This window comes from Rathayibacter sp. AY1A7, from assembly GCF_002930845.1.
In the GTDB taxonomy this organism is placed as follows: Bacteria; Actinomycetota; Actinomycetes; order Actinomycetales; family Microbacteriaceae; genus Rathayibacter.
This window is the reverse complement of sequence record NZ_PSTL01000021.1, coordinates 15995-37408: the sequence shown is the minus strand read 5'-3', so window position 1 is coordinate 37408 and position 21414 is coordinate 15995. Positions and strand designations below refer to the sequence as shown.

Here is a 21414-nt window from a genome sequence, read left to right as displayed (position 1 = left end):
GTCTCTCTTTCGCCATCGAAATGCGGGCATGTTCACATGAACGCGCCCTGACGGCCGACTGTACATGTTCACGTCAACAATCGGAAGGTGCTCAGGGGCGCGCGGGGCCCGCAGCGTCGAGAAGCCAGGAGTCGTCGCAGTCGGCGCCGAGTGCGACGACTCCTGGAGGGTCGTGGGCCTGCGGAGGCGTGCGGCCGCGCCACGCCACCCCCGCGCTCAGACGCGGTGCGTCGTCTCCGGGAAGGCCTCGGGCTCGCACTGGATGGTCGCGTGGTCGATGCCGTGGCGCTCGCGGAGGACGGCGAGCACCCGCGAGAGCGCGGTGCGGTAGTCGGCGTCGGGGGCGACGACCACGTGGCCGGTGGCGCTCTCCATGCCCGAGGTGATCGTCCACACGTGCAGGTCGTGTAGCGCCAGCACGCCAGGGACGGCGCAGACGTCGCGCTCGAGTGCCGCGAGGTCGACGTGCGCGGGCGCCGACTCCATCAGGATCCCCAGCGCCTGCCGCGTCAGCGACCAGGTGCGGGGAAGGATCAGCAGCCCGATCAGCACGCCGACGATCGGATCCGCCCACGCCCAGCCGGTGGTGAGCAGCACGATCGCCGCGACGATCACGCCGATCGAGCCGAGCGCGTCGCCGAGCACCTCGAGGGAGGCTCCGCGGAGGGTGATGCTCTCCTTCGCCCCGGCCGACAGCAGGCGCAGGCTCACGAGGTTGACCGCCAGGCCCACGACGGCGGTGATCAGGAGGGGGCCGCCGGGCACCGCGGGCGGCTCGGCGAAGCGGCGGACGGCCTCGACGATCACGAACGCGGCGACCGCGAACAGAAGCAGGCCGTTGGCGAGGGCGGCCAGCACTTCGAGGCGGTAGGAGCCGTAGGTGCGGCCCTTCGCGGCGGGGCGGGCGGCGAGCGAGATCGCGGCGATCGACATCCCGAGCGCCAGCACGTCGGTGCCCATGTGCGCGGCGTCCGAGAGCAGCGCGAGCGAGCCCGTCGCGACTCCGACCGCGAACTCGACGATCATGAACGCCGCGGTCAGGACGAAGGCGGCCACGAGCGGACGCCGGTGCCGCGCGGCGGCGGAGCCGGCCGGAACGCCGTGAGAGTGGCCCATCGGCTCCTCCGATCCCTGTTCGTATAAACAGTCTTGCATGCGTTTGGAGCCGAGCGCGAGCGTCCTCAGCCGACCAGCGGGTCCAGCGCCTCGCCGAGGTAGGGCGCCAGGGTCCGGGCGTACGACTCGGTGAGGTGCCCGAGGTCGCGGTACACCTTCACTCCGCCGATCACGAGGGGGCAGCCGCGGTCGTCGCAGAACCAGCGGGTGAGGTCGACGGCGGCGGCGCCCGGCCAGTCCTCGGCGGCGGCGGCCATCAGCTCGCGGTCGGCGAAGGCCTCGTCGAGCGGCACGCTGCAGTCGGCCGCGGAGCCCGGCTCCTCGGCGCAGGCCAGCAGGGAGAGCGAGGGCAGCACCGGATTGTCGCGGATCGCGACCACCGTGGATCCGCGGGCGATCAGCGGCGCCCACGACTCGTGGAACCCGTCGATGCCGGCCTGCTCGTCGGGGGTGCCGGACGCGTCGACGAACACGGACTTCTTCGCGGAGTAGGCGGTGACGACGAGCGCATACGGCTCCTGGCCGGCGAGCTCCTCCTGCAGCTTGCTGTTCCAGACGTCGCAGGAGCGGCGGGAGGAGGCGGAGTCGTCGCGCCGCTCCGCGGTCGAGAAGACGCAGCCCGTCTTGTAGTAGGTGTGCAGGTCCCAGCCGCGCTCCTCCGCGACGCCGCGCAGCGCCGGAAAGAAGGACGCCGCGTGCGAGTTGCCGATGAGCAGCACACGGAGGCCGGCGGGATCGCCGAAGCGGCACTCCTTGAGTGCGGTGCCGGAGTTGCCCGTGCTGCACTCGTCGGTGTTCAGCGCGGAGCCGTCCTCCGAGGCGTCGACGGCGGGCAGGCTCGTGGTCCAGGAGTCGGAGCAGGCGTTCGCGAGCGCCGCGGCTCCGACGCAGCCCTCGGTCGAGACGGGGAGGGTGTGCGCGCGGGTGAGGTCGGCGGCGATCGCGGCGTTCGTGCCGGTGAGGCCCGTCGCTCCGGCCAGGGCGGCGACGGCCAGCAGGGCCGCCGGGGCGAGCGCGCGGAGGCGGTGCGGGCGCTCGGCGGGGGCGCGGCGGTGGAGGGGGTCCTCGAGGAAGCGCTTCGAGGCGGCGGCGAGGAGGATCGCAGCGGCGATGGCGCCCAGGCCCGCCGGAGCGGTCGGGTCCTCGCCGGTGCTCTCGCGCCAGAAGACGAGGAGCGGCCAGTGCCAGAGGTAGATCCCGTAGCTCAGGCCGCCCAACCACACGAGCGGGGGCAGGGCCAGCAGTCGGCCGACGCCGCGGTCCGGGGCGGGGCCGGTCCCGGCGACGAGCACGAGCACCGCCGAGAGGGTCGGCCAGAGCGCGGCGGTGCCGGGGAACGCGCTCGAGACCTGGAGCACGAATCCGCAGGAGACGACTCCGATCAGCCCCAGCCACCCGGCGACCGTCCGCAGGGCCGCCGGGATCGCCAGTCCCGGGAGCACGAGGGCCGCGAGCGAGCCGAGCCCGAACTCGTATGAGCGGGCGAGGGTGCTGTAGTACGCGGTCGGCTGGTCGATCCCGACCAGCACGACGGAGAACGCGAACGAGAGGACGGTGAGCGCCGCGACGAGCGCCAGCAGGAACCGCGGCAGCTGCGCGCGTCGCCGCAGCAGCACGGCGGCGAGGGTCGCGACGAGCACCAGGGCGAGCCAGACCAGGTAGAACTGCCCCTGCACCGACATCGCCCAGAAGTTCTGCACCGGCGAGTGGAAGTCGTCCTGCGCGAGGTAGTCCACTCCGGCCCGCGCGAGCGCGACGTTCTCGACGTAGAAGGTCGAGGCGAGCACCTCGGTGAAGGTCTGCAGCAGCTGCGAGGGGCGCAGGAGGAGTGGAGCGAGCGCCGCGACGACGACCAGCACCACCGCGGCCGCCGGGAAGAGCCGCGAGGCGAGCCTCCGGAGGAAGGCGATCGGACGCACGCGCCCGAACCGGCGGATCTGGCCGAGGAGGGTCAGGGTGGTGAGGAACCCGGCGATCACGAAGAAGACGTCGACGCCTCCGGAGACGCGGCCCAGCCAGATGTGGAACGTCGCGACCAGGAGGGACGCGACGGCGCGCAGTCCCTCGATCTCGGGCCGGTAGCCGGACGCGTCGGCCTTGCGCACCAGCGCGGACCGGCCGGAGGCGGCGGTGCGGGCGGAGTGGCGGGGCAACGGGTTCCTTCCGTGACGGTCGGCGGGCGGTGGGGCGGGAGCCGTCGATCGTCGGTGTTCAGGATCGCGCTCTCCCGCCCTCAGGGGAACCGTGTCCGGGGTGCTGTCCACCTGGTTGGGGGCTGCGGAGGCGAGGTGCGCGACAGGTGTCCGCTTACTCGGCTGTTCCGGGCCTTCTGAGTGCATCGAGAACTCGGAGGTCGCCGTTCTCGCGCGCGACCACGGCGACTTCTGCGGAGTCGCCGGTGGGCGGGACCGAGGGTGGATCGAAGGCGGGTGGCGCGGATCGACTGGCGCGGATGGACGGGCTTAGGTGAGGTAAGGCTATGCTCACCCGGGCTCCGCGCCGAGACGCGGGTGCCGCCCGCCGACGGACCGGGCCGACGAGCCCTGCCGGCGAACCGGACCCACGAACAAGGCCCACGAACCGGGCCGACGACCGACGCCCACGAACCACGGGAGATCCATGTCCACGCATCGACGGCGCCCCGCCGCCCTCGCCCTCGCCGCCCTGACCCTGCTCGCCCTCACCGGCTGCGGCGCCTCCGAGCAGATCGAGCCCGAGAGCACGGCCGCCGCGGGGGAGGGCACGACCTCGTACCCGCTCACGCTGGACGACTGCGGCACCACGACCACCGTCACCGCCCCTCCGCAGCGGGTGGTCTCCCTCGACCAGAACTCGACCGAGATCCTGCTGTCCCTCGGCCTCGAGGACCGGATGGTCGGCACGGCCTCCTGGACCGACCCCGTGCTCGAGACCCTCGCCTCCGCGAACGAGAGCGTGCCGCGCCTGGCCGACAACGCGCCCACCTACGAGGTGCTGCTCGGCGCCGACCCCGACTTCGTCACCGCCTCCTTCGGCCGGCACTACGCGCCCGAGGGCGTCGCCTCGCGCGACCGCCTCGCCGAGACGGGGATCGGCTCCTACCTCGCCCCCTCCGACTGCGACAACGGGGCGAGCGTCAACGGCGGGAGCGGCACGCGCACCGTCCCGCTGACCGTCGACGTCCTCTACCAGGAGATCCACGAGCTGGCCGAGGTCTTCGACGTGCAGCAGCGCGGCGACGCCCTGGTCGCGCAGCTGCAGGAGCGCGCCGCCGCCGCCACCGAGGGGGTCGACCTCGGCGGCCGGAGCGTCGCCTTCTGGTTCGCCGACACCAAGACGCCCTACATGGCCGGCGGCTACAACTTCGCCTCGATGCTCGGCACCACGACCGGCATGACCAACGTCTTCGCCGACCGCACGGAGGACTGGCCCGCCGTGGGCTGGGAGAGCGTCGTCGCGGCCGACCCGGACGTCCTGGTCCTCGGCGACCTGCAGCGCGACCGCTTCCCCGGCGACCGCCTCGACGACAAGACCGCGTTCCTCCGCTCCGACCCGCTGACCAGCAGCCTGCCCGCGGTGCAGGACGGCCGCTTCATCGCGCTCCACGGCGCCGAGATGAACCCGTCGATCCGCTTCGTCGACGGGCTCGAGAAGATCCGCGCCTGGTGGGACGAGAACGGGGCCTCGCTCTGAGCACGCACACGGGCACGGGCACGGGCGCGGTCCTCGTCCGCCGGGTGCCGCGGGGCCTTGCCGCCGCCGCGCTGGTCGTCGGCGGGCTGCTCGCGCTGGCGCTCTCGGTCGGCGTCGCGGTGACGCTCGGCCCGGCCGACGTCTCGCTCGTGAACGTCCGCGACATCCTCCTCAACCACCTCGGGCTCGCCTCCGTCCCGGTGCGTGCGGCCGAGGACGCGATCGTCTGGCAGGAGCGCCTCCCGCGCGCACTCGTGGCCGCGGCCTGCGGGGCGGGGCTCGGCGTGTGCGGAGTGATCCTGCAGTCGCTGCTGCGCAATCCGCTCGCCGACCCGTTCGTGCTGGGCGTCTCCTCCGGAGCGTCCACGGGCGCGGTGCTCGTCGGCGTGCTCGGGGTCGGCGGAGGAGTGGTCGGGCTCTCCGGAGGCGCCTTCGTCGGCGCGCTGGTCGCCTTCGGCTTCGTGCTGCTGCTCACGCGGTTCTCGGCGGGCGGCACCTCGGGCGTGATCCTGGCGGGGGTGGCGAGCACCCAGCTGTTCTCGGCGCTGACCTCGCTGATCGTGTTCGCTCTCGCCGACTCGGACGAGACCCGCGGCGTGATGTTCTGGCTGCTCGGCTCCCTCGAGGGCATGCGCTGGGACGACGTGGCGCTGAGCGGAGGAGTCGTGCTGCTCGGCTCCGTGGTCTGCCTCGCCGCGGCGCGCACGCTCGACGCGTTCGCTTTCGGGGAGGACGTGGCCGCGTCGCTCGGCGTGCACGTGGGCCGCACCCGCCTCCTCCTGCTGGTGGTGACGGCCCTGCTGACGGCGACCCTGGTGAGCATCGCCGGCGCGATCGGCTTCGTGGGGCTGGTGCTGCCGCACGCCGCGCGACTCGTGTTCGGCCAGCGGCACTCGCGGGTGATCCCCGCGACGATCCTGCTCGGCGCGGTGTTCCTGGTGTGGGTCGACGCCGGATCGCGGGTGGCGTTCGCGCCGACTCCGCTGCCGGTGGGGGTCGGCACGGCACTCGTCGGCGTGCCGGTGTTCATGCTGCTGCTCCTGCGGCGGAGGGGCCGCTCGTGACGCTCGAGGCCGACCGGGTCTCGTGGCGCCGGGGCGGCCGCCTGGTGGTCGACGGGGTCTCGCTCCGCCCCGCTCCCGGCTCGACAGTGGGACTGCTCGGGCCCAACGGCTCGGGCAAGTCGTCGCTGCTGCGGCTGCTGCAGGGCACCGCGGCTCCGGACGCCGGCGTCGTCACCCTCGACGGCGCGCCGCTCCGCTCGCTCCGCCGCCGCGAGGTCGCCCGGGCCGTGGCCACGGTGACGCAGCAGGCCGAGACGGAGGCGGACCTCCCCGTCCGCGACGTCGTCCGGCTGGGGCGGACACCGCACCGCTCCCTTCTGGGCGGAGACACGGCCGAGGACCTGCGCGCGATCGAGCGCGCCCTCGAGCAGGTGGGTCTCGAGGCGAAGGCCGACCACCTCTGGCACACCCTCTCGGGCGGCGAGCGGCAGCGCGCGCACATCGCCCGGGCGCTAGCGCAGGAGCCGCGCGAGCTGCTGCTGGACGAGCCGACCAACCACCTCGACATCCGCCATCAGCTGGAGCTGCTGGCCCTGGTGCGGGCGCTGCCGGTGACCACGGTCGTCGCGCTGCACGACCTCAACCTCGCGGCCCTGTTCTGCGACGCGCTGCTGGTGCTGCGCGAGGGGCGCGTGGTCGCGGGCGGCACCCCGGAGGAGGTGCTCACTCCGGCGCTGATCGCGGACGTCTACGGGGTGCGCGCCCGCGTGATCGTCGACGCCGGACGGCCGCACGTGCTGTTCGACTCCTGATTCCGCTGCCGCATCCTGACCCCACTGCCAGACGATCGTCGATCAGTCAACGGTCTCGTCCGTCGTGAGGAGCGCGTTCTACCGTCGGTGAACCGGCTTCGAGACCTCACAGGAGAGGTCCCCCTCGCGCTGGGCGAGGTGCTCTCCTGACGGAGGGCGATGGACGTGCCGGTGACGACGAGGGGAGTCGAGAGATGTCCAGAGACGACGTGGCACCGGGGCGGTTCGCGCGGTTCGTGAAGTGGGTCAACAAGGCCGACGGCTGGGAGCCGCAGTACCTGCGCGGGCGGGTCGTGGCCAAGAAGGACGGCGAGTGGATCGTCGCGGTCGACGGCGAGGAGCGCCGGATCGTGAAGAAGGAGTGGAGCGTCTACCGCTGACCCTCGGGGAGGACTCGTGATGCTGCCCGACCGGCGCACTCCCGAGATCAGAGAGGCGCGTCCCGGAGTCTTCGTGCTCGAGCTGCGCCGCACCCGCCGCCGGCCCGCCGAGGAGCTGGGCGTCCTGATCCGCACGGGCACGACCTGGACGGTGCTGGGCCCCGAGGGCGTGCTCTCCGACGTGCCGAGCTTCCACGACGCCGTGGCGGCCCTGCGCGAGTAGCGCCGCACCATCGAGGTGCCAGCGGCCACGCTGAGTCGCCCGAGACGGTCGCCCGCTCCGGCGTGTCGACAACCGTCTAGGGCGCCTCAGCGCTGACACGAGAGTGGACGGCGCGGCGGTGGTGCCGCCGAGGCGTGGGCCCGCCGCGCCTACAGCTGGCGGCCCGGACGCTGCACGCCGACGACGGTGACGGTCAGCGTCGCGGAAGTGCTCTGCGCGGCGGACGGCGCGGACTCCGAGAGGCGCACGGTCAGGCGGAGGTGGTCGGTCGCTCCGACGGCCAGAGCTGGGGAGCCGGGCAGGTCGAGGCGGGAGGCGGCGGGGCGGTCGGCCGACACGGTGGTGACGGTGCCGGGGCAGGTCGCGGCATCGGCCGACCAGGACAGCGAGCAGCGCTCGATCGCGAGCTGCAGGCCGTCCGAGAGGTCCGTGCCGGTGGCCGTCTGCAGTTGGAGGGCCGACATCGGCAGGGTCCCGGCGTTCGTCAGGTCGAGGAGGCGCCGGGCCGTGCCGCCGGGGACGAGTCCCGCGACGGGGACCGGCACGGTCGTCGCTCCGGTGCCGGTGAACGTCGCGATGACGGTGCCGGAGGCGACCCGCGCGCTCACGGAGCCCCGGTCCAGGAGCACGGCGGTGGCGGTGGCGGCGGCGCCGAGGACGAGCGCGCCGGCGACGAGTCCCGCCAGGCCGGCGCGGGAGACCACGCGGCGGCGGACCTCGGGGGAGTGGCGCGGGGCTCCGCGGTCGCGGGAGGACGGCCGGGCGCTGTGCCGCCCGTGCTCAGCGGGCGGACGCAGGGGCTCCGGGGGCGGCGTGCCGTCCGACGAGCGGTGCGCGCCGCTCATGGGGCGACCTCCGCGGGGCGGCGCCAGATGGCGATCAGGAGCGCGCCCACGATGACCGCGCCGCCCGCGGCGAAGAGCGCGAACCGCGCCTCCGAGTGGGCGAGGCCGATGCTCGGCCAGCCCAGCAGCGGCACCACCGAGCTCTCGCGCCAGATCCGCTCGTCCGCGATCGTCACGATCCACGGGTCGGCCGACTCGTTGTTGTCGCCCTTGGTGGTGAGCGCCAGCTGGCCGGGCTCGCGGCCGCGGAGGGCCGCAGCCTCCTCCTCGGAGTAGACGAGGGTGACGCGGTGGATGACGCGGCGGCCCGGATCGTCCGGGTCGGTGAAGACGATCACGTCACCGGCGCGGATCGCGGCCTGGTCGACGGGCAGGGTGACGGCGAGGGAGCCGACGGGCATCCCGGGCGCCATCGAGTTCGACAGCACCGGCACGAGCCGCACGAGACCGAGCGCGGAGAGGACGAAGACGGCGATGCCGGCGACGGCCACGATCGTGACCAGGCCGCCGAGGAGAGCGCGGAGGGCCTTCACGCCTGCTCCCTCCGGTGACGACGGCGCGCCGCCGCGGCGAGCAGGGCGCCCGAGCCGAGGGCGAGCATCCCGCCCAGGAGCGCAGCGCCCAGGTCGCGGCCGGTGACGGCCAGCCCGCCGCCCGCCGCTCCGGGGAAGGAGCCGGGGCCGGGCGTCGCGGAGGGATCCTCCTCCGTCGTGCCCACGAGCACCCGCAGCGACGCCGCCGCGAGCTCGGTCCCGTTGCCGGCCGACTCCGGGAACAGGACGCGGACGCGCACGCCCACGGTGGCCCCGCGCTCGAGCGGACGGACACCGTCGAGCCGGCCGAGCGTCGCCGCGGGCCCGGATCCGAGCGGCACAGCGTCGTCGGGGCAGAGGTAGCGCTCGACCGTGCGCCCCCCGTCGACGACCTCGGCGACGGTGAACGCCGAGCCGCAGAGCTCGACGGACAGCTGGAGGCCGTCGCGCGGGTCCTGCGCCAGCGTCCCTCCGTCGACCGCGAAGGCCACGGAGACCCCCTGCGGCGACAGGCCGGTGCTGGTCACCTCGACCGCCCACTCGGCGCGGTCGCCCGGAGCGAGGTCGGTGAGGGATCCGGGCGCCGAGAGCTCGCGCACGTCGAGCACGCCGACGGGCTCGGCGCTCGCCGCGGGCGCGAGGAGCACCGCCGCGAGGACGGCGACGAGCGCACGGGCGTGGGGCATGGGGACGACTCCGGGAGGAAAGGGGGATGCCTCCGCCCCGCGCCGGTGGCGGCCGGGCAGGACGGAGGCGGTGGGGGACGGTCTACTTCTGGATGCCGGCGCGCTGGATCGCGGCGGCCGTGAAGGTGACCGTGGCGGAGGCGTTCTCGTACGCGTTGTCGGCCGCGGTCGGCAGGACGAGCTCGATCAGCGTGTTCAGCGTCACGTCACCGGCGTCCGAGGGGAAGGTCCCGGTCGTGGTGGGGGTGATGCCGAAGTTCGCCGGGGTGAAGTCGACCGCGCCGGCCTGGCCGCCGATGGACGACAGCTTGCCGGATCCGGTGACCGTGGTGGTCCCGCTGCAGGAGTACGGGCCCGCCGGAGTCGTGGTGGGGGCGGTCGTCCAGGCGGTGGAGCAGGTCAGCAGGCGGTAGTCGAGGCCGTTCGGGCCGGAGACGAGAGACTGGCCGACACGGTTCTGGTCGGTGGTGTCGGATCCCACGACGTCGTTGGTGACGGCCTGCGAGAAGCGCACCGACGAGACGAGGTCGCCGTCGTTGGTGGCGTTCGGCAGGACGATCGTCACCGGGCGCTGGATGGTGTCTCCGGGCGCGATGTCCGTCACGATGAAGGTGCCGTCGAGGTTGATGTCGAGCTGTCCGGCGTCCGCGGTGACGCTGGCGGTACCGGAGTCGGTGAACACGGCGAAGGCGCCGGCGCCGGCGAGGGCTCCCGCGGCGAGGAGGACGCCGCCGGTGAGGGCGATCTTCTTCCAGGGGCTGCGACGGGTGGGTGCTGTGGTGGTCATGGCGACCGTTCCTTTCTGGTGGGTGGTGCCCGGTGCGGGCGTGGTCTCCCTCACGAGGACACGTGCAGGACGAGAGGGGTGTCGGCGGGGAGGCATCAGCAGCCTCCGGCGGTGGTGACGGCCGGCTGGGCGACGGCGGTCGAGGCGGCGGACGCGACTCCGAGCCAGCGCTGCAGGTCCGGGCGGACCCGCCACTGGTAGCTGCGGCCCTCACCGACCCGGTCGTCGGTGAAGCTCGTCGCGGAGGCGGCGGGTGCCGCGATCACGGTCCAGGGGCCGGGCGTCGTCCCCGCGAGGCGGCGCTCGAGGGTCCAGCCGGTCGCTCCAGCGGCGGCCGACCAGCTCACGAGGGTGCTCGGCCGACCGGCCGTGCAGCTCGCGACAGGCGTGGCGACCACGGGGGAGCTGGTCCAGGCGCCGAGCCCGACCGCTCCGCTCGTGCTGCCGGTGCCGGAGAAGCCGCGCCGGACGAGGGGAGCGGGATCGACCCACACCGTGATCGTGCCGCCCGCCGTGAGCGCGCCGTCCGTGACCGTGTACGCGATCGTCGCGCTCCCGGTCCAGCCGTCGGTCGCGGGCGTGTAGGTGCACGTGGATCCGGAGCAGGAGAAGGTGCCGCGCAGCCCGGCCGGGACGCTCGTGCCGGCCAGGGCGAGGGTCGCGCCCGCGTCCTCGTCGGTGTCGTTCGCGAGCGGAGCGACGGTGACGGCGGGGCCGCCGGTGGTCGCGACCACGCGGTCGGGCCGGGCGACCGGCGCGCGGTTCAGCGCGGTGACGGTGACCGTGACCCGCACGTTCCAGGTGCCGTACTGGCCCGAGAGGGAGTAGTCGAAGACGTCGGTGCCGACGAAGGCGGCGATCGGGCGGTAGGTGCACTGGCCGCGGGTCGCTCCGCTCGCGACGCAGGAGACGGAACCCTGCACGGGAGTGGCGGGGGCGGGGGTCGCCGCGCCTCCGATCGCCCTCGGGGTCGCCGAGAGCTGCGCGCGCGAGAAGGTCGCGCCGGTCGCGGCGGGCCCGTCGTTCGCGAGCACGTCGATCACGACCGATCCGCCCTGCACGACCGTCGCGGCGTCAGCCGCCGGATCGGGGATCACCGAGATGCTCACCGAGGCCGTGCGGGTGAACGCCCCGCCGGTCGGGCCGGTCGCCGTCGCCGTGGCGGTGTTGGCGATCGTGCCGGCGGTGACGTCGGCGGCGGTGGTCGTGTAGGCGGCGGTCGCGGTGACGATCTGGCCGGGCAGCAGTCGTCCGGAAGTGCCCGGCCAGGAGTAGGTGAGAGCGGAGAGCCCGCTCTTGGGGTCGCTGATCGCGACCGCGGTGAGGGTGGTGGTGCCGGTGTTGGTCGCGCGGAAGGTGTAGGTCACCACGGTGCCGGCGGCGCTGATGAAGGCGGGGTTCGCGGTCTTGGCGAGCGCGAGGTCGTTCGTGCGGGTGATCGTCACCGTCCGCGAGGCGGTGGCCGTGACGGCGGCGCCCGTCGGAGGGGTGCCGGTCGCGGTGGCGGTGTTGAGGACCTGGCCCGCGTCGACGTCGGCCTGCGTGAGCGTGTACGACGCGGTCGCGGTGACCGACTGGCCGATCTCGAGGCGCCCGGCGGTCCCCGGCCAGGAGTAGGCGAGCGCGGAGAGCCCGCTCTTGGGATCGGTGACCGTGACGGAGCTCAGCCCGGTGTTGCCCGTGTTGGTGGCGGTGAAGCTGTAGGAGACGGTCGAGCCCACGGCGGCCCCGGTCGGGATCGTGCCGTTCTTCGTCAGCGAGATCGAGGGCGCGTAGCGGATCGGCGTGGTGGCCGTGGAGGTCGCGGTGACCGTCACGGGCGAGGCGGCCAGGGTGCGGCCGGAGACGGTCGCCGTGTTGACGAGCGACGTGTTCTTGTCGATGTCGACCTGAAGGACCGTGTACGGCGCCGACGTGAAGGTCGCGCTCGCTCCGGGTGCGAGCTGAGTCGAGGCGGGCGTGATGCCGGAGACCTTCGGGTCCGTGACCGCGACGTTCTGCAGAGTGACGGTGCCGGAGTTGAGGGCGAGGAAGGAGTAGCGGATCTGCTCGCCCGCGTCGGCCTGGGCGTTGCCGTTCGTGTCGGTGAGCAGGGCGGTCTTGGTGAGGGTCAGAGCGGGAGCCGGGGTGGCGATGGGGGCGGTGACGGTGGCGGTCCTGCTCGTGACGGGGGTCGTCGTCACGACGTTCGAGATCGTCTCCGTCTTCGTCGCTGCAGCGGTCGCCGTGTTGACGAACGAGCCGGCCACCGCTTCGGCGGCCGTGACCGTATGGGATCCCGTGCAGATGGTGGAGGCGAGCGGGAGCAGGGTCGTCGTCGGACAGGAGATGCTCGCGGCCTTCGGGTCCGTGACGACGATCCCGGTGAGCGTGCCCCGGATAGATCCGTTCGTGACGACGAACTGGTAAGGGATGACGGATCCCTCGGCGTAGGCGACGGGCTGCGTGGTGGTGCGGTCGATCTGCTTGACCAGAGTGATGTCGTCGAGAGTGTTGATGGACGAGACGGAGACGTTGCGGACGAGGTGGGTGTCGTTCGATCCACCGGTGGACGCCGTGAAGCCGAGCTTGTAGGTCGAGGGCGCTGCGGTCGGCATCGTGAACTGCATCAGCTGATCGAGCTGCCCGGCGGGCAGACCCGCTGTCCCTCCCCAGTAGACCGTGACGACGGGAGTGGCGGCAGCCGAGACCATGATCCGTATCGTCCGCCCGTAGGACGCGGGCGGAGCGCCCGTCGATGTCGTGGCCGTCGTGCGGACCGACGTCAGCAGGGGAGGCGAGGCCGACTGGAGGAAGCAGTATCCGCTCTTGGCCTGCCCGGGTCCGCGCGCCACGATCTTGTTCGCCGTGAGGAGCGCCGACCCGGAGTTCGAGGGGCAGTCGGAGCCGAGGCCGAGGGTAGGCGCGGCGGGGGGCCTGGCCGAGAAGTTCCCGAAGGCGTCGATTCCGATCCCGAGGTAGCCGCCGTTCACCCCGTCGACGGTCGCCGACTGGCCGTAGCCGAGCGATCCGCCCGGAGCTCCCGCCGCGGTGAGGGACCTCGAGCCGTCGGTGAGGAAGAAGCCGATGCCGTCGGCCCCGGTCAGCGAGCTTCCGTACTGGTACTGGTCGAACTGGACGTCGATGCCGCCCGCGGCAGGAATGGGCCGGTTGAAGACCGCGCCGCCCTTGGCGTCGTTGCGGGCATCGGTGAGCTGGAGGAAGCCCGGACTCGTCGCGGCGACGGGGGCTTGAGTCCGGTTGGCGCAGACGCCGAGGTTCGAGGACCCGGCCGGGGGTGCGGTCGTCGCCCGGGTGATGCAGCCCCCGTCGAGCGCCTGCCAGGCCGAGTCCGCGACGCTGGTGCCACCGAAGCCCTCCTGGAGCAGGACCGTGGCCGCCGCAGCTCTCGTCGCCGGCAGAACCACGAGGACGGCGGCGAGCAGGAGCAGGACGAGGCCGAGGGCGATCGAGCGGTCGTGGCTCGGCCGGGCATGCGCGTTCGACACGGATCGACCTCCCCCCGGGGCGCCTCGCCGGGCCTTCCGGATGGAGCGGGATCACGATAGGTCGCGGCTCGGAGGCGCCCTGTCCCCCTGAGACGGGACGTGGGCGGCGGACGACGGGCCCCCGATCCGGTGGGCACGCAGAAGGGGGAGAGCGAGCGCTGAACCAGCGCTCAGGTGGTGCCCAGAAAACGCGACCTATCCGGGGGTCCCCCGCGAGAGTGTTGACGTGCGCACGGCCCTCGCGCTGGGCTCAGGGCGGCCTGGATCCATGCCGGCCCCGCGGGACCCCGGAGTTCCGCCACCGACACGATGCGGTTCCGCTCCCGTGGCGGGCATCTCCGGAGCAGTGGCGCGAGATAGCGCTCTCACCAGGACCTTCTCCGGATCGCTCCGCTGCTCGACGCCAGGTGGGAGCGCCGCCGCGGGTGTCCCTGAAGTGGGTCTAGTGGTCGCGCGGCGGACGCGGGAGGATGCATTCGCGCCTGCCCGCCCGCACGGTCCCCCGAAGGACCGCACCGCGCCCCCTCCACGGTGGTCCGATCCGGACCGCAGCACCCCCCCTCACACCTTCCGGTCAGGCTCCGCCGACCGAGCAGCCCTCTCCACGTCGGGATCCCATGTCCTCTCCTGCGCGCCACAGCCGCCGTCTCGTCCTCACCGGAGCCGCCCTCGGCGTCGGATCCGCCTTCGCCTACGCGATGACCGCGTCCGCGGCGCCCGACTACAGCGTGATCCCGCCGCTGCCCAACGAGCTCGGCCGCAGCGACACGGCGATCTCGCGCGTGGGGAAGAAGCCGTACCAGATCATCGACGTGATGATCGGCACCGACCGCGCGCGGCTCTTCGTCCCGCACACCGCGGTCCCCTCGCAGCGGATCGGCCGGGTCGTCTACTGGTACTACCACGCCAACGGGAGCACCTACGCGGCCCTGTCCGGCGCCTACCAGTACAGCGCCGACCAGGCCGTCGACAAGGGCGTCATCTCGATCTGCCCCAACTACGGCGGCAGCATCTACACGAACAAGCGGGCCGTCGCCATGCAGGTGGACGCGGTCGCCTGGTTCCAGAAGACGTGGCGGATCGGGGCGAGCTTCCTCCGCTCGAACTCCGGCGGTGGCGCACTGCTCTGCTGGGCGTACGGCAACAAGCTGGTCCCCGAGATCCGCGGCGCGTACCACGCGGCCGGCGTCTACGACATGGCCGACATGGCCCGGCGCGACCCGGGGCGCGTCCTGCCGGACTACGACAACGACCCCTCGACGATCCCGGCGACCGACCCCGCGCTGCTGCCGCAGGCCTCGTGGGCGGGGGCGCGGATCCGCACGACCGGCTCGACGGAGGACGTCCTCGTCCCGATCGCCGTGCACGGAGGGGCGTGGGTCGCGCTCGCGAAGCCCGTCGCGAAGGAGGCGGTGGTCCTCTACACGCCGACCGAGGGCGCTCCGAACGGCCACAACGTGCCGAGCCTGACGAACAAGGACATGCTCGACACGTTCGACCGCTGGCTCGCAGAGCAGCCGGTCGTTCCGCTGCCCGACGAGCCCGCCTCGTCGATCCCCGGCGAGGGCACGTACCAGAACTCCTCGCCGCTCATCACGACGGCGGGCACCTGGAGCACGATCTCCTCCTCCGCCGACAGCGGTGGGAGCATCAGCTACTCCAGCTCGGCCGGAGCGTCCGCGAGCTTCCGCTTCTCGGGCACGGGCGTCAGCTGGGTGAGCCGGATGACGGCGACCTCCGGCATCAACGAGGTGCTGCTCGACGGCGTCCTCGTCGCCACTGTCGACCGCTACAGCCCCACGACCCGCTCGGGTCAGACGGTCTGGACGAGCGGGCCGATCGCCGCCGGCACCCACACGGTCACGATCCGCCGCGGGACGACGCGCAACCCGGCGTCCACCGGATCCACGCTGATCCTCGACGCCTTCGTCGTGACCGCGGGGACCGTCTCCACGTCGACGCCCACCCCCACCGCGACGGCGTCTCCGACCAGCACGCCGAAGCCGACGGACACGCCGACGCCCACCGACACGCCGACTCCGACCGAGACCCCGACGGCCACGTCCACGCCCACCCCGACCTCGACGCTGCCGGCGGCGGGGACGTACCAGAACGGAGCCGCCGTCATCGCGACGGTCGGCACCTGGGCGACGCTCTCGAGCACCGCCGACAGCGGCGGCAGCATCTCGTACTCCAGCACCTCCACGGCCTCGGCGACCCTCCGCTTCCGGGGCACGAAGGTCAGCTGGGTGAGCCGGATCACCCCGACCTCGGGCATCAACGAGGTCCTGATCGACGGCGTGCTCGTCGCCTCCGTCGACCGCTACAGCGCCACGAACCGCTCGGCCCGCACCGTGTTCACCAGCAGCACCCTCAGTGCCGGCGAGCACACCATCACCATCCGCCGCGGCAGCAAGCGCAACGCCGCCTCCACGGGCAACTCGCTGATCCTGGACGCCTTCGTCGTCGTGTGAGCCGCTCGGGCACCCGAGCCGCCCGCGTGATTCCGGACAGAGGACGCGGGCGGGCTCGGGTGGTCGGGTGTCCGGGGGCTCGTGGAGGGGGCCCTTGTCGCTGAGGCGCTCGCTCGGCGCCCACTGCGTCGAGTCGCCCGTGTCGAGTCGCCCGAGAATGCAGTTGTTTCAGCGTTCTCGGGACCAATTCGGGCACCTCAGCGGGCTTCGCGCGAGGCGGCCCGTGCGAGCATGCGGGGATGAGAACGCTGATCCTCGGAGGCACGGGCTGGCTCGGCGGGCACCTCGCGGAGGAGGCGCTGCGGCGCGGCCACGACGTGACCTGCCTCGTGCGCGGGACGGCCGTGCCCGCGGGGGCGTCCCTCGTCCGGGCCGACCGCGACCGCGACGACGCTCTCGACGCCGTGGCTGCGGCATCGTGGGACGCGGTGATCGACGTCTCCTCGACCAGGCAGCACGTCCGCCGATCCGTCCGCGACCTGCGCTGCAGCGCCTACGTCCTCGTCTCGACCACGAGCGTCTACGCCGAGAACGCGGTCGTCGGCGCGGACGAGGACGCCGAGCTGCTCCCTCCCTCCGACGACCCCGCCTCGTACGGCGCCGCGAAGGCCGCCTGCGAGCAGACCGTGCTTGCCGGATCCGCGCCGTCCCTGATCGCGCGCGCCGGCCTGATCGGCGGCCCCGGCGACCCGACGAGCCGCTCCTCCTACTGGCCCTGGGGCTTCAGCACGCGGTCCGGGCCCGTGCTGGTGCCGGACGCGCCCGACCTGCTGACATCGGTGGTCGACGTGCGGGACCTCGCCGCCTGGCTGGTGGCGTCCGCCGAGGCGCGTGTGGAGGGCGTGATGAACGTCTGCGGGACCCCCGTGCCGTTCGCCGAGCACCTGGCCGCGGCGCGCGGCGGATCGTCCGCCGAGACGATCGCGGTGCCGGAGGAGTGGCTGCTCGAGCGCGGTGTCGGCCAGTGGGCGGGTCCGGGCTCGCTGCCGCTGTGGATCGCGGACCCCGACTGGCGCGGCATGAACGCCCGCTCGACGGCACGGGCGGAGGCCGCGGGCTTCGAGCGCCGCGAGCTCGCCGAGACGCTGCGGGACGCTGCGGCCGCGCACGTGCCGGGACGCGGCGCCGGGCTGGGGGAGGAGCGGGAGCGGGAGCTGCTGGGGGAGTGGGGTGCGGGGTCGGATTGAGGCGGCGGGCCGTCTGGGCTGAGTCGTCCGATGGAGCAGGCGGCCCTACGACGAGGCGCGGAGTTCAGAGGCCGGAAGAAGTATTGATCCCTGCCCGCCTGGCAGCCGCTCGACCGATGTCATCCAGCTGAGCGAGCATCTCGGCGGGCGGCCTCGTGACGTCGATCCGCACCGTCCGAACCACGACACCGGAGCCTTTCACCGTCGCTGTCCGGTCACTCGTGTCTCCGGCGCTCGAGACGTAGACGAGCGTCCCCTCAGCCAGCCCGAGCACTGTGCAGTAGGCCAGCATCTGGTAGAGGTCCTCGACCCTCGGTGGTCCGAGTTTGTACTTGGCATCGATGACGACCACTGGTCGGCCGCTGGCGACGTGGACGAAGTCGGGTCGGATCGGCTGGCGTCGTTCGAGATCGAGATGAGCGGGGAACTGACCGATACTGACGCCCCGCGAGACCCCTGAGAGAGCGCTGCTCAGAGTCGTGGTCACGAATGCCTCGAACGCCTCCGCCATATTGACGACGAAGGAGGCGACGGTGTGGCCGCCGTTCGTCGTGGTGGGCGTGATGCGTGCGAGCACGAGTTCGGCGAAGCGCAGGGCGGGCTGATAGCGCTGGTTCAGCCGCGACGGCTGCCACGACGGCGTCATCGTCCCTGGCCGCAGGAGGGCCGCCTCCGACAGTCTCGAGTCGAGGTGCGCCAGGCGCCGCCGGACGTCCGGCGACACGCGGGGCACGGCGAGCAGCAGCCGGCCGGCCGCACGCAGGATCCGGTTCTCGACGATGTCGGCCGAGTAGTCGTCGACCGTCAGCTCGATCGGGAGGAGTCGTCCGCCGCGGCGCGTCATCTGGTCGGAGAACCGGACCCGCCCGCGCACCGTCATGGCGCTCTCGTCGTACCGTCGGTACCCCTGCAGGAGGCCGTGCCCGAGCGCACGTTCCGCGATGCGCGCGTACGTCTCGGCGACCGCGGGGAAGATCTCCCTGCCGTCGCCGGAGACCTCTTCCGGTCGGAAGCCCGGGTCCGCCGCGAACCCCAGCATGAAGAGCACCGAGGAGAAGGCGGCCTTCGGACGGACGACGACCTCGTCGCCATCGATCCGAATCGCCCCGATCCTGTTGAGCTGAGGCTTCACCTCGGCGCCTGACGCTGTCATGCGGGATTCGAGCAGCCCTGCGCTGCATACGCGACCGATGACCTCAGGGTCGAACGAGACCGCCGTCCAGCCGCCGTTCTCGTCGAACTCGACGCGGGTCATCCGGCCGGAGCGTCGTCGACCGCTTCGTCCGGATCCGCGACAGCACCGGGCTCGAGAGCGCTGAGACCGAACGTCGCCCGGACCTCCGCGCGAGACAAGCGTCCGTAGTAGTGCTCGTCGAGCAGCGGAAGGATGTCGTACTCCCAGATCCTCGCCAATCCGGAGTCCGTGCGGGCAGAAGCGCCCATGAGGTAGGACGGGCCGATCTGGAAATCGCGGTCGAGGTCGCCGATCCGCTCGTTGAGCTGCCTCAGCAGAGCACTTCGGCTGATCTCATGGTGCTGCGCCTTCGACCATCGCTCGATCAGGCCGAGTACCGGCTCCTCTGCGGGGTGCAGCTCGACGAACGAGAACCGCCTCCTGATCGCCGCGTCCACCAGGGAGATCGAGCGGTCTGCCGTGTTCATCGTTCCGATGACGAAGAGATTCTCGGGCAGACGGAAGTCCTCCTCCGGCGAGTACTGCAGTGAGACCCCGGCGTCGCGGTATTCGAGGAGCAGGTAGAGCTCGCCGAACACCTTCGCGATGTTCGCCCGGTTGATCTCGTCGATGATCAGCACATGCGGCACTGTCGGGTTCGCCGCCGCCGCAGCAGCGAGAAGACGTACCGGCCCCGGTGCGAGTCGGAAACTCGCGGACCCCTTCTCATCGACCGTCGGCCGGAACCCCTCGAAGAAGTCCTCATAGGAGTAGGAGGGGTGGAACTGGACGATGCGGACCGCGCCCTTCGGCGCGATGAAGTCGGCGAGAGCACGGGCGAGATAGGTCTTGCCCGTTCCGGGAGGCCCGAAGAAGATCGCTTGGCGACGCTCCTCGAGGAGACCCAGCACCTCGTTCAGCCACAGTGAGTCGTAATGCAGGCGACCCGCGAGTTCGGGCGTGCTGCGGGGGAGGCGGAGGGGGCCGGACAGCGGAGGTGCGGGCGTCGGTGCGATCGGCGGCGATATCAGGAAGCCGACGTCGGTGATCGGAGCGCTGCCGGACAGGACGTCGAGGACGGCGTTCGGTATCTCCGACCTCGAGACCGGCGTTCGCCAGTCGACGCCGCGTCGTCCTCGGGAATCGAGTTCTCCGATGACGCCCCAGTGCACGTCGTCGGAGCCGTCGACGAAGACCTGGTCGCCGGCCGCCATCGTCACGAGGAACTGCGCAGCCGAATCCACCTCGGTGAGGACATCGGTGATGAGAGGTCGCGGACCGGCCTCGGACGTCGGCCAGTCTCTCCATGAACGGAGCGCTTCGTCGCGGATGCCGCTTCGACCGCCATCCGGCGGGAGCGTGACGTGGAGGCCTGGGAGGGCGAGTGGCGCGCCGGGAGCGGCCGAGGGTACGGCCCAGCCGCGATGCTCGGTCTGCGGTGCCGCAAGCCACCATTCCGCGTCCCACGGTGGCGAGTACCAGGCGATGTCGAGCTCGCCGCTCGGGTCGAGGCTGTCCCGCAGAGCGAGCAGATCGCGGTCGACGTCGTCCGTCACCGTCGGGAGCGCTCCCGCGAAGGCGTCGCGGATCGCGTGCTTCTGCGCGACGGAGACGATTGCTTCGAAGCAGCTCGGCCAGGCCAGAGCGAGCAGAGAGCTCCGGATCGGTGGAGCATCACCCTGTACGTCGAGCGTGCGGTCGCGGAAGAGCCAGGGATCGCCGAGCGCGGCTTCGCGATGATCGGACGCGAGGGCGTCCCACTGCCGGACGAAATCGCACAACCAGAGGAGATGCTGTGCGATCTGCTGGTTGAACCCCTGACCGCCGTTGAAGACGCCGCGAGTGTCGAGGGCGTCGACGATCACATCAGGGACCCGGGGGCGATCGGGCAGCACGTCGAGGATCTCCTGCAGAAGAGCGAGCTTCGTCTGCGCCCGGATGTTGATGAGGGGGAGGCGCTGCAGGAAGCAGAGCTCGGCGGCGAGCAGGACGACCGCCCTCGGCTGATCAGTCATCTGCTCGGCGATCCGCTCACGGAAAGTGCCGGTCGACCCGGGTGTCTCGATCGCTCGCCGGAGTGCCGCCGCAGTATCAGCGGTCCAGGTCACCGTCCGGCCGTCGAACGCGGAGGCCTGGCGTCGGAGACCACCGTCGAGGACGACCCGGGCGGCCTGCGCGATCGCCGTCCGCTCCGCCCGGCCCGTCCGTCCGGACGTCTCCGGTTGCTCCGCTGGAACGCCGGGGTCGGTCGTTCCTCTTATGGCCGCGCAGTCCGAGCACCATCCCGGTCGCGTCAGCGTCCTGAGATCGACATCCGGCGCAGCACCCCAGGCCTTCAGCACTTCGTCCTGAGCCCAGATGCGGATCGGAGTCGTCACGCCGTGAGCACATCCTGGGAGATGCAGCTTGCCCGAGGACGCTTCCTCGTAACCGTGCTCGGATGCGGCGAGCCCCCACTCGACGCCGTCGAAGGACCGCGTGGAACCGGAGATGCGCCCTTGAGCTCCCGGAGCAGTGCTGAGCACCAGGAATCCGAGCCCTGTGAGGACCCGCTGTGCCTGGCCGGAGGTGAACTCGCTCCTCTGCAGACCGGTGACCTCGGAGATCACCTGTTTCACGGGGAAGCGGCTGCCGCTCACCTCGACGGAGTACGTGCTCACCTCGGCCGGCGCGGTACGGGCGAGGGTGCTCTCGACTTGTTCCCGTGTGAGTTCGTAGGTGGCGCCGTTGATCGTGAACTGCACTTCGTCCCCTTCGTCGTTCCGGTGAGTCTGTCGGACGGTACCGACTTTCACCGTATCGGCTCCCTTCTCGCGCCGGGAGAAGAGGGGGTGTCGCTGACCGTCTTCGAGTCCGTCTGCTCCGGTCTTGGTATGGGGGAGAGTCCGACGCGATGAGCGCGGAGAATCCAACGGGACGGCGACCGATCGAGAAGGAAGCGACAGCCCTTCCGCAGCGAACCGGACCTCGACCGGTGTGGCACGATCAACCCATGCCCGGCTCACTGCACGCCTATGTCGTCGAAGGAACCCG

General features: G+C 72.2%; 16 protein-coding genes. 7 read left to right on the top strand and 9 right to left on the bottom strand.

Features of this window, described 5'->3' with window-relative positions:
• Window positions 1–216: 216 nt before the first annotated feature.
• The gene (locus C5B95_RS14270) at window positions 217–1116 is read right to left on the bottom strand and encodes a cation diffusion facilitator family transporter (protein WP_104223402.1); all 900 of its coding nucleotides are present in this window, start codon (window positions 1114–1116) and stop codon (window positions 217–219) included.
• A 65-nt stretch (window positions 1117–1181) separates the two neighbouring features.
• Window positions 1182–3269 carry an acyltransferase family protein gene (locus C5B95_RS14265; RefSeq protein ID WP_181068093.1) on the bottom strand — a complete coding sequence of 696 codons (2088 nt, stop codon included), beginning with the start codon at window positions 3267–3269 and terminating at the stop codon, window positions 1182–1184.
• A 466-nt stretch (window positions 3270–3735) separates the two neighbouring features.
• On the opposite strand from C5B95_RS14265, the gene C5B95_RS14260 reads away from it, so the two are divergent.
• The 5 genes from C5B95_RS14260 (at window position 3736) to C5B95_RS14240 (ending at window position 7207) form a co-directional block, all read left to right on the top strand.
• A complete protein-coding gene (locus tag C5B95_RS14260) occupies window positions 3736–4788 on the top strand; it encodes an ABC transporter substrate-binding protein (RefSeq protein WP_104349467.1) in 1053 nt (350 codons plus the stop codon).
• Window positions 4761–5852: a FecCD family ABC transporter permease gene (locus tag C5B95_RS14255; protein WP_374953713.1), complete on the top strand. Its 1092-nt coding sequence runs from the start codon at window positions 4761–4763 to the stop codon at window positions 5850–5852. The genes C5B95_RS14260 and C5B95_RS14255 overlap by 28 nt, the downstream gene beginning before the upstream one ends.
• A complete protein-coding gene (locus tag C5B95_RS14250) occupies window positions 5849–6604 on the top strand; it encodes an ABC transporter ATP-binding protein (protein ID WP_104226361.1) in 756 nt (251 codons plus the stop codon). The genes C5B95_RS14255 and C5B95_RS14250 overlap by 4 nt, the downstream gene beginning before the upstream one ends.
• A gap of 194 nt (window positions 6605–6798) precedes the next feature.
• Complete coding sequence (locus C5B95_RS14245; RefSeq protein ID WP_104223398.1) at window positions 6799–6984, top strand: hypothetical protein; 186 nt, start codon at window positions 6799–6801, stop codon at window positions 6982–6984.
• Window positions 6985–7000: 16 nt separating this feature from the next.
• Window positions 7001–7207, top strand: coding sequence for a hypothetical protein (locus tag C5B95_RS14240; protein ID WP_104256374.1), 207 nt, complete (start codon window positions 7001–7003; stop codon window positions 7205–7207).
• Window positions 7208–7356: 149 nt separating this feature from the next.
• On the opposite strand, the gene C5B95_RS14235 is transcribed toward C5B95_RS14240, so the two are convergent.
• The 5 genes from C5B95_RS14235 to C5B95_RS14215 all read right to left on the bottom strand — a co-directional run bounded on the left by C5B95_RS14235 (window position 7357) and on the right by C5B95_RS14215 (window position 13546).
• Window positions 7357–8052 (bottom strand): peptidase, encoded by a 696-nt coding sequence (locus C5B95_RS14235; protein ID WP_104260823.1) that lies wholly within the window; start codon window positions 8050–8052, stop codon window positions 7357–7359.
• The gene (locus C5B95_RS14230; RefSeq protein WP_104349466.1) at window positions 8049–8585 is read right to left on the bottom strand and encodes a signal peptidase I; all 537 of its coding nucleotides are present in this window, start codon (window positions 8583–8585) and stop codon (window positions 8049–8051) included. Before C5B95_RS14230 ends, C5B95_RS14235 begins: the two co-directional genes overlap by 4 nt.
• Window positions 8582–9271 (bottom strand): hypothetical protein, encoded by a 690-nt coding sequence (locus C5B95_RS14225; protein ID WP_104234081.1) that lies wholly within the window; start codon window positions 9269–9271, stop codon window positions 8582–8584. Before C5B95_RS14225 ends, C5B95_RS14230 begins: the two co-directional genes overlap by 4 nt.
• Window positions 9272–9353: 82 nt before the next feature.
• On the bottom strand, window positions 9354–10058 hold the full coding sequence (locus C5B95_RS14220; protein ID WP_104226366.1) for a TasA family protein: 705 nt from the start codon (window positions 10056–10058) through the stop codon (window positions 9354–9356).
• Window positions 10059–10153: 95 nt separating this feature from the next.
• Entirely contained in the window at window positions 10154–13546 is a 3393-nt protein-coding gene (locus tag C5B95_RS14215) for an Ig-like domain-containing protein (RefSeq protein WP_104349465.1), read from the bottom strand.
• 617 nt (window positions 13547–14163) lie between these two features.
• Here C5B95_RS14215 and C5B95_RS17610 point away from each other — a divergent pair.
• Together C5B95_RS17610 and C5B95_RS14205 are read left to right on the top strand one after the other, a co-directional pair.
• Window positions 14164–16020, top strand: coding sequence for a hypothetical protein (locus C5B95_RS17610; RefSeq protein WP_181068092.1), 1857 nt, complete (start codon window positions 14164–14166; stop codon window positions 16018–16020).
• Window positions 16021–16259: 239 nt separating this feature from the next.
• Entirely contained in the window at window positions 16260–17207 is a 948-nt protein-coding gene (locus tag C5B95_RS14205) for an NAD-dependent epimerase/dehydratase family protein (protein ID WP_104349464.1), read from the top strand.
• Window positions 17208–17271: 64 nt separating this feature from the next.
• Here C5B95_RS14205 and C5B95_RS14200 read toward each other — a convergent pair whose 3' ends face one another.
• Both C5B95_RS14200 and C5B95_RS14195 read right to left on the bottom strand, forming a co-directional pair.
• A complete protein-coding gene (locus C5B95_RS14200; protein WP_104349463.1) occupies window positions 17272–18462 on the bottom strand; it encodes an McrC family protein in 1191 nt (396 codons plus the stop codon).
• Complete coding sequence (locus tag C5B95_RS14195; protein ID WP_219813855.1) at window positions 18459–21386, bottom strand: AAA family ATPase; 2928 nt, start codon at window positions 21384–21386, stop codon at window positions 18459–18461. Before C5B95_RS14195 ends, C5B95_RS14200 begins: the two co-directional genes overlap by 4 nt.
• Window positions 21387–21414 lie beyond the last annotated feature (28 nt).

What these genes read in the sequence shown, in the direction of transcription:
- C5B95_RS14225 (WP_104234081.1), bottom strand. Translation starts at nt 9,271, where the DNA reads ATGCCCCACGCCCGTGCGCTCGTCGCCGTCCTCGCGGCGGTGCTCCTC.
- C5B95_RS17610 (WP_181068092.1), top strand. Translation starts at nt 14,164, where the DNA reads ATGTCCTCTCCTGCGCGCCACAGCCGCCGTCTCGTCCTCACCGGAGCC.
- C5B95_RS14200 (WP_104349463.1), bottom strand. Translation starts at nt 18,462, where the DNA reads ATGACCCGCGTCGAGTTCGACGAGAACGGCGGCTGGACGGCGGTCTCG.
- C5B95_RS14260 (WP_104349467.1), top strand. Translation starts at nt 3,736, where the DNA reads ATGTCCACGCATCGACGGCGCCCCGCCGCCCTCGCCCTCGCCGCCCTG.
- C5B95_RS14235 (WP_104260823.1), bottom strand. Translation starts at nt 8,052, where the DNA reads ATGAGCGGCGCGCACCGCTCGTCGGACGGCACGCCGCCCCCGGAGCCC.
- C5B95_RS14245 (WP_104223398.1), top strand. Translation starts at nt 6,799, where the DNA reads ATGTCCAGAGACGACGTGGCACCGGGGCGGTTCGCGCGGTTCGTGAAG.
- C5B95_RS14270 (WP_104223402.1), bottom strand. Translation starts at nt 1,116, where the DNA reads ATGGGCCACTCTCACGGCGTTCCGGCCGGCTCCGCCGCCGCGCGGCAC.
- C5B95_RS14205 (WP_104349464.1), top strand. Translation starts at nt 16,260, where the DNA reads ATGAGAACGCTGATCCTCGGAGGCACGGGCTGGCTCGGCGGGCACCTC.
- C5B95_RS14220 (WP_104226366.1), bottom strand. Translation starts at nt 10,058, where the DNA reads ATGACCACCACAGCACCCACCCGTCGCAGCCCCTGGAAGAAGATCGCC.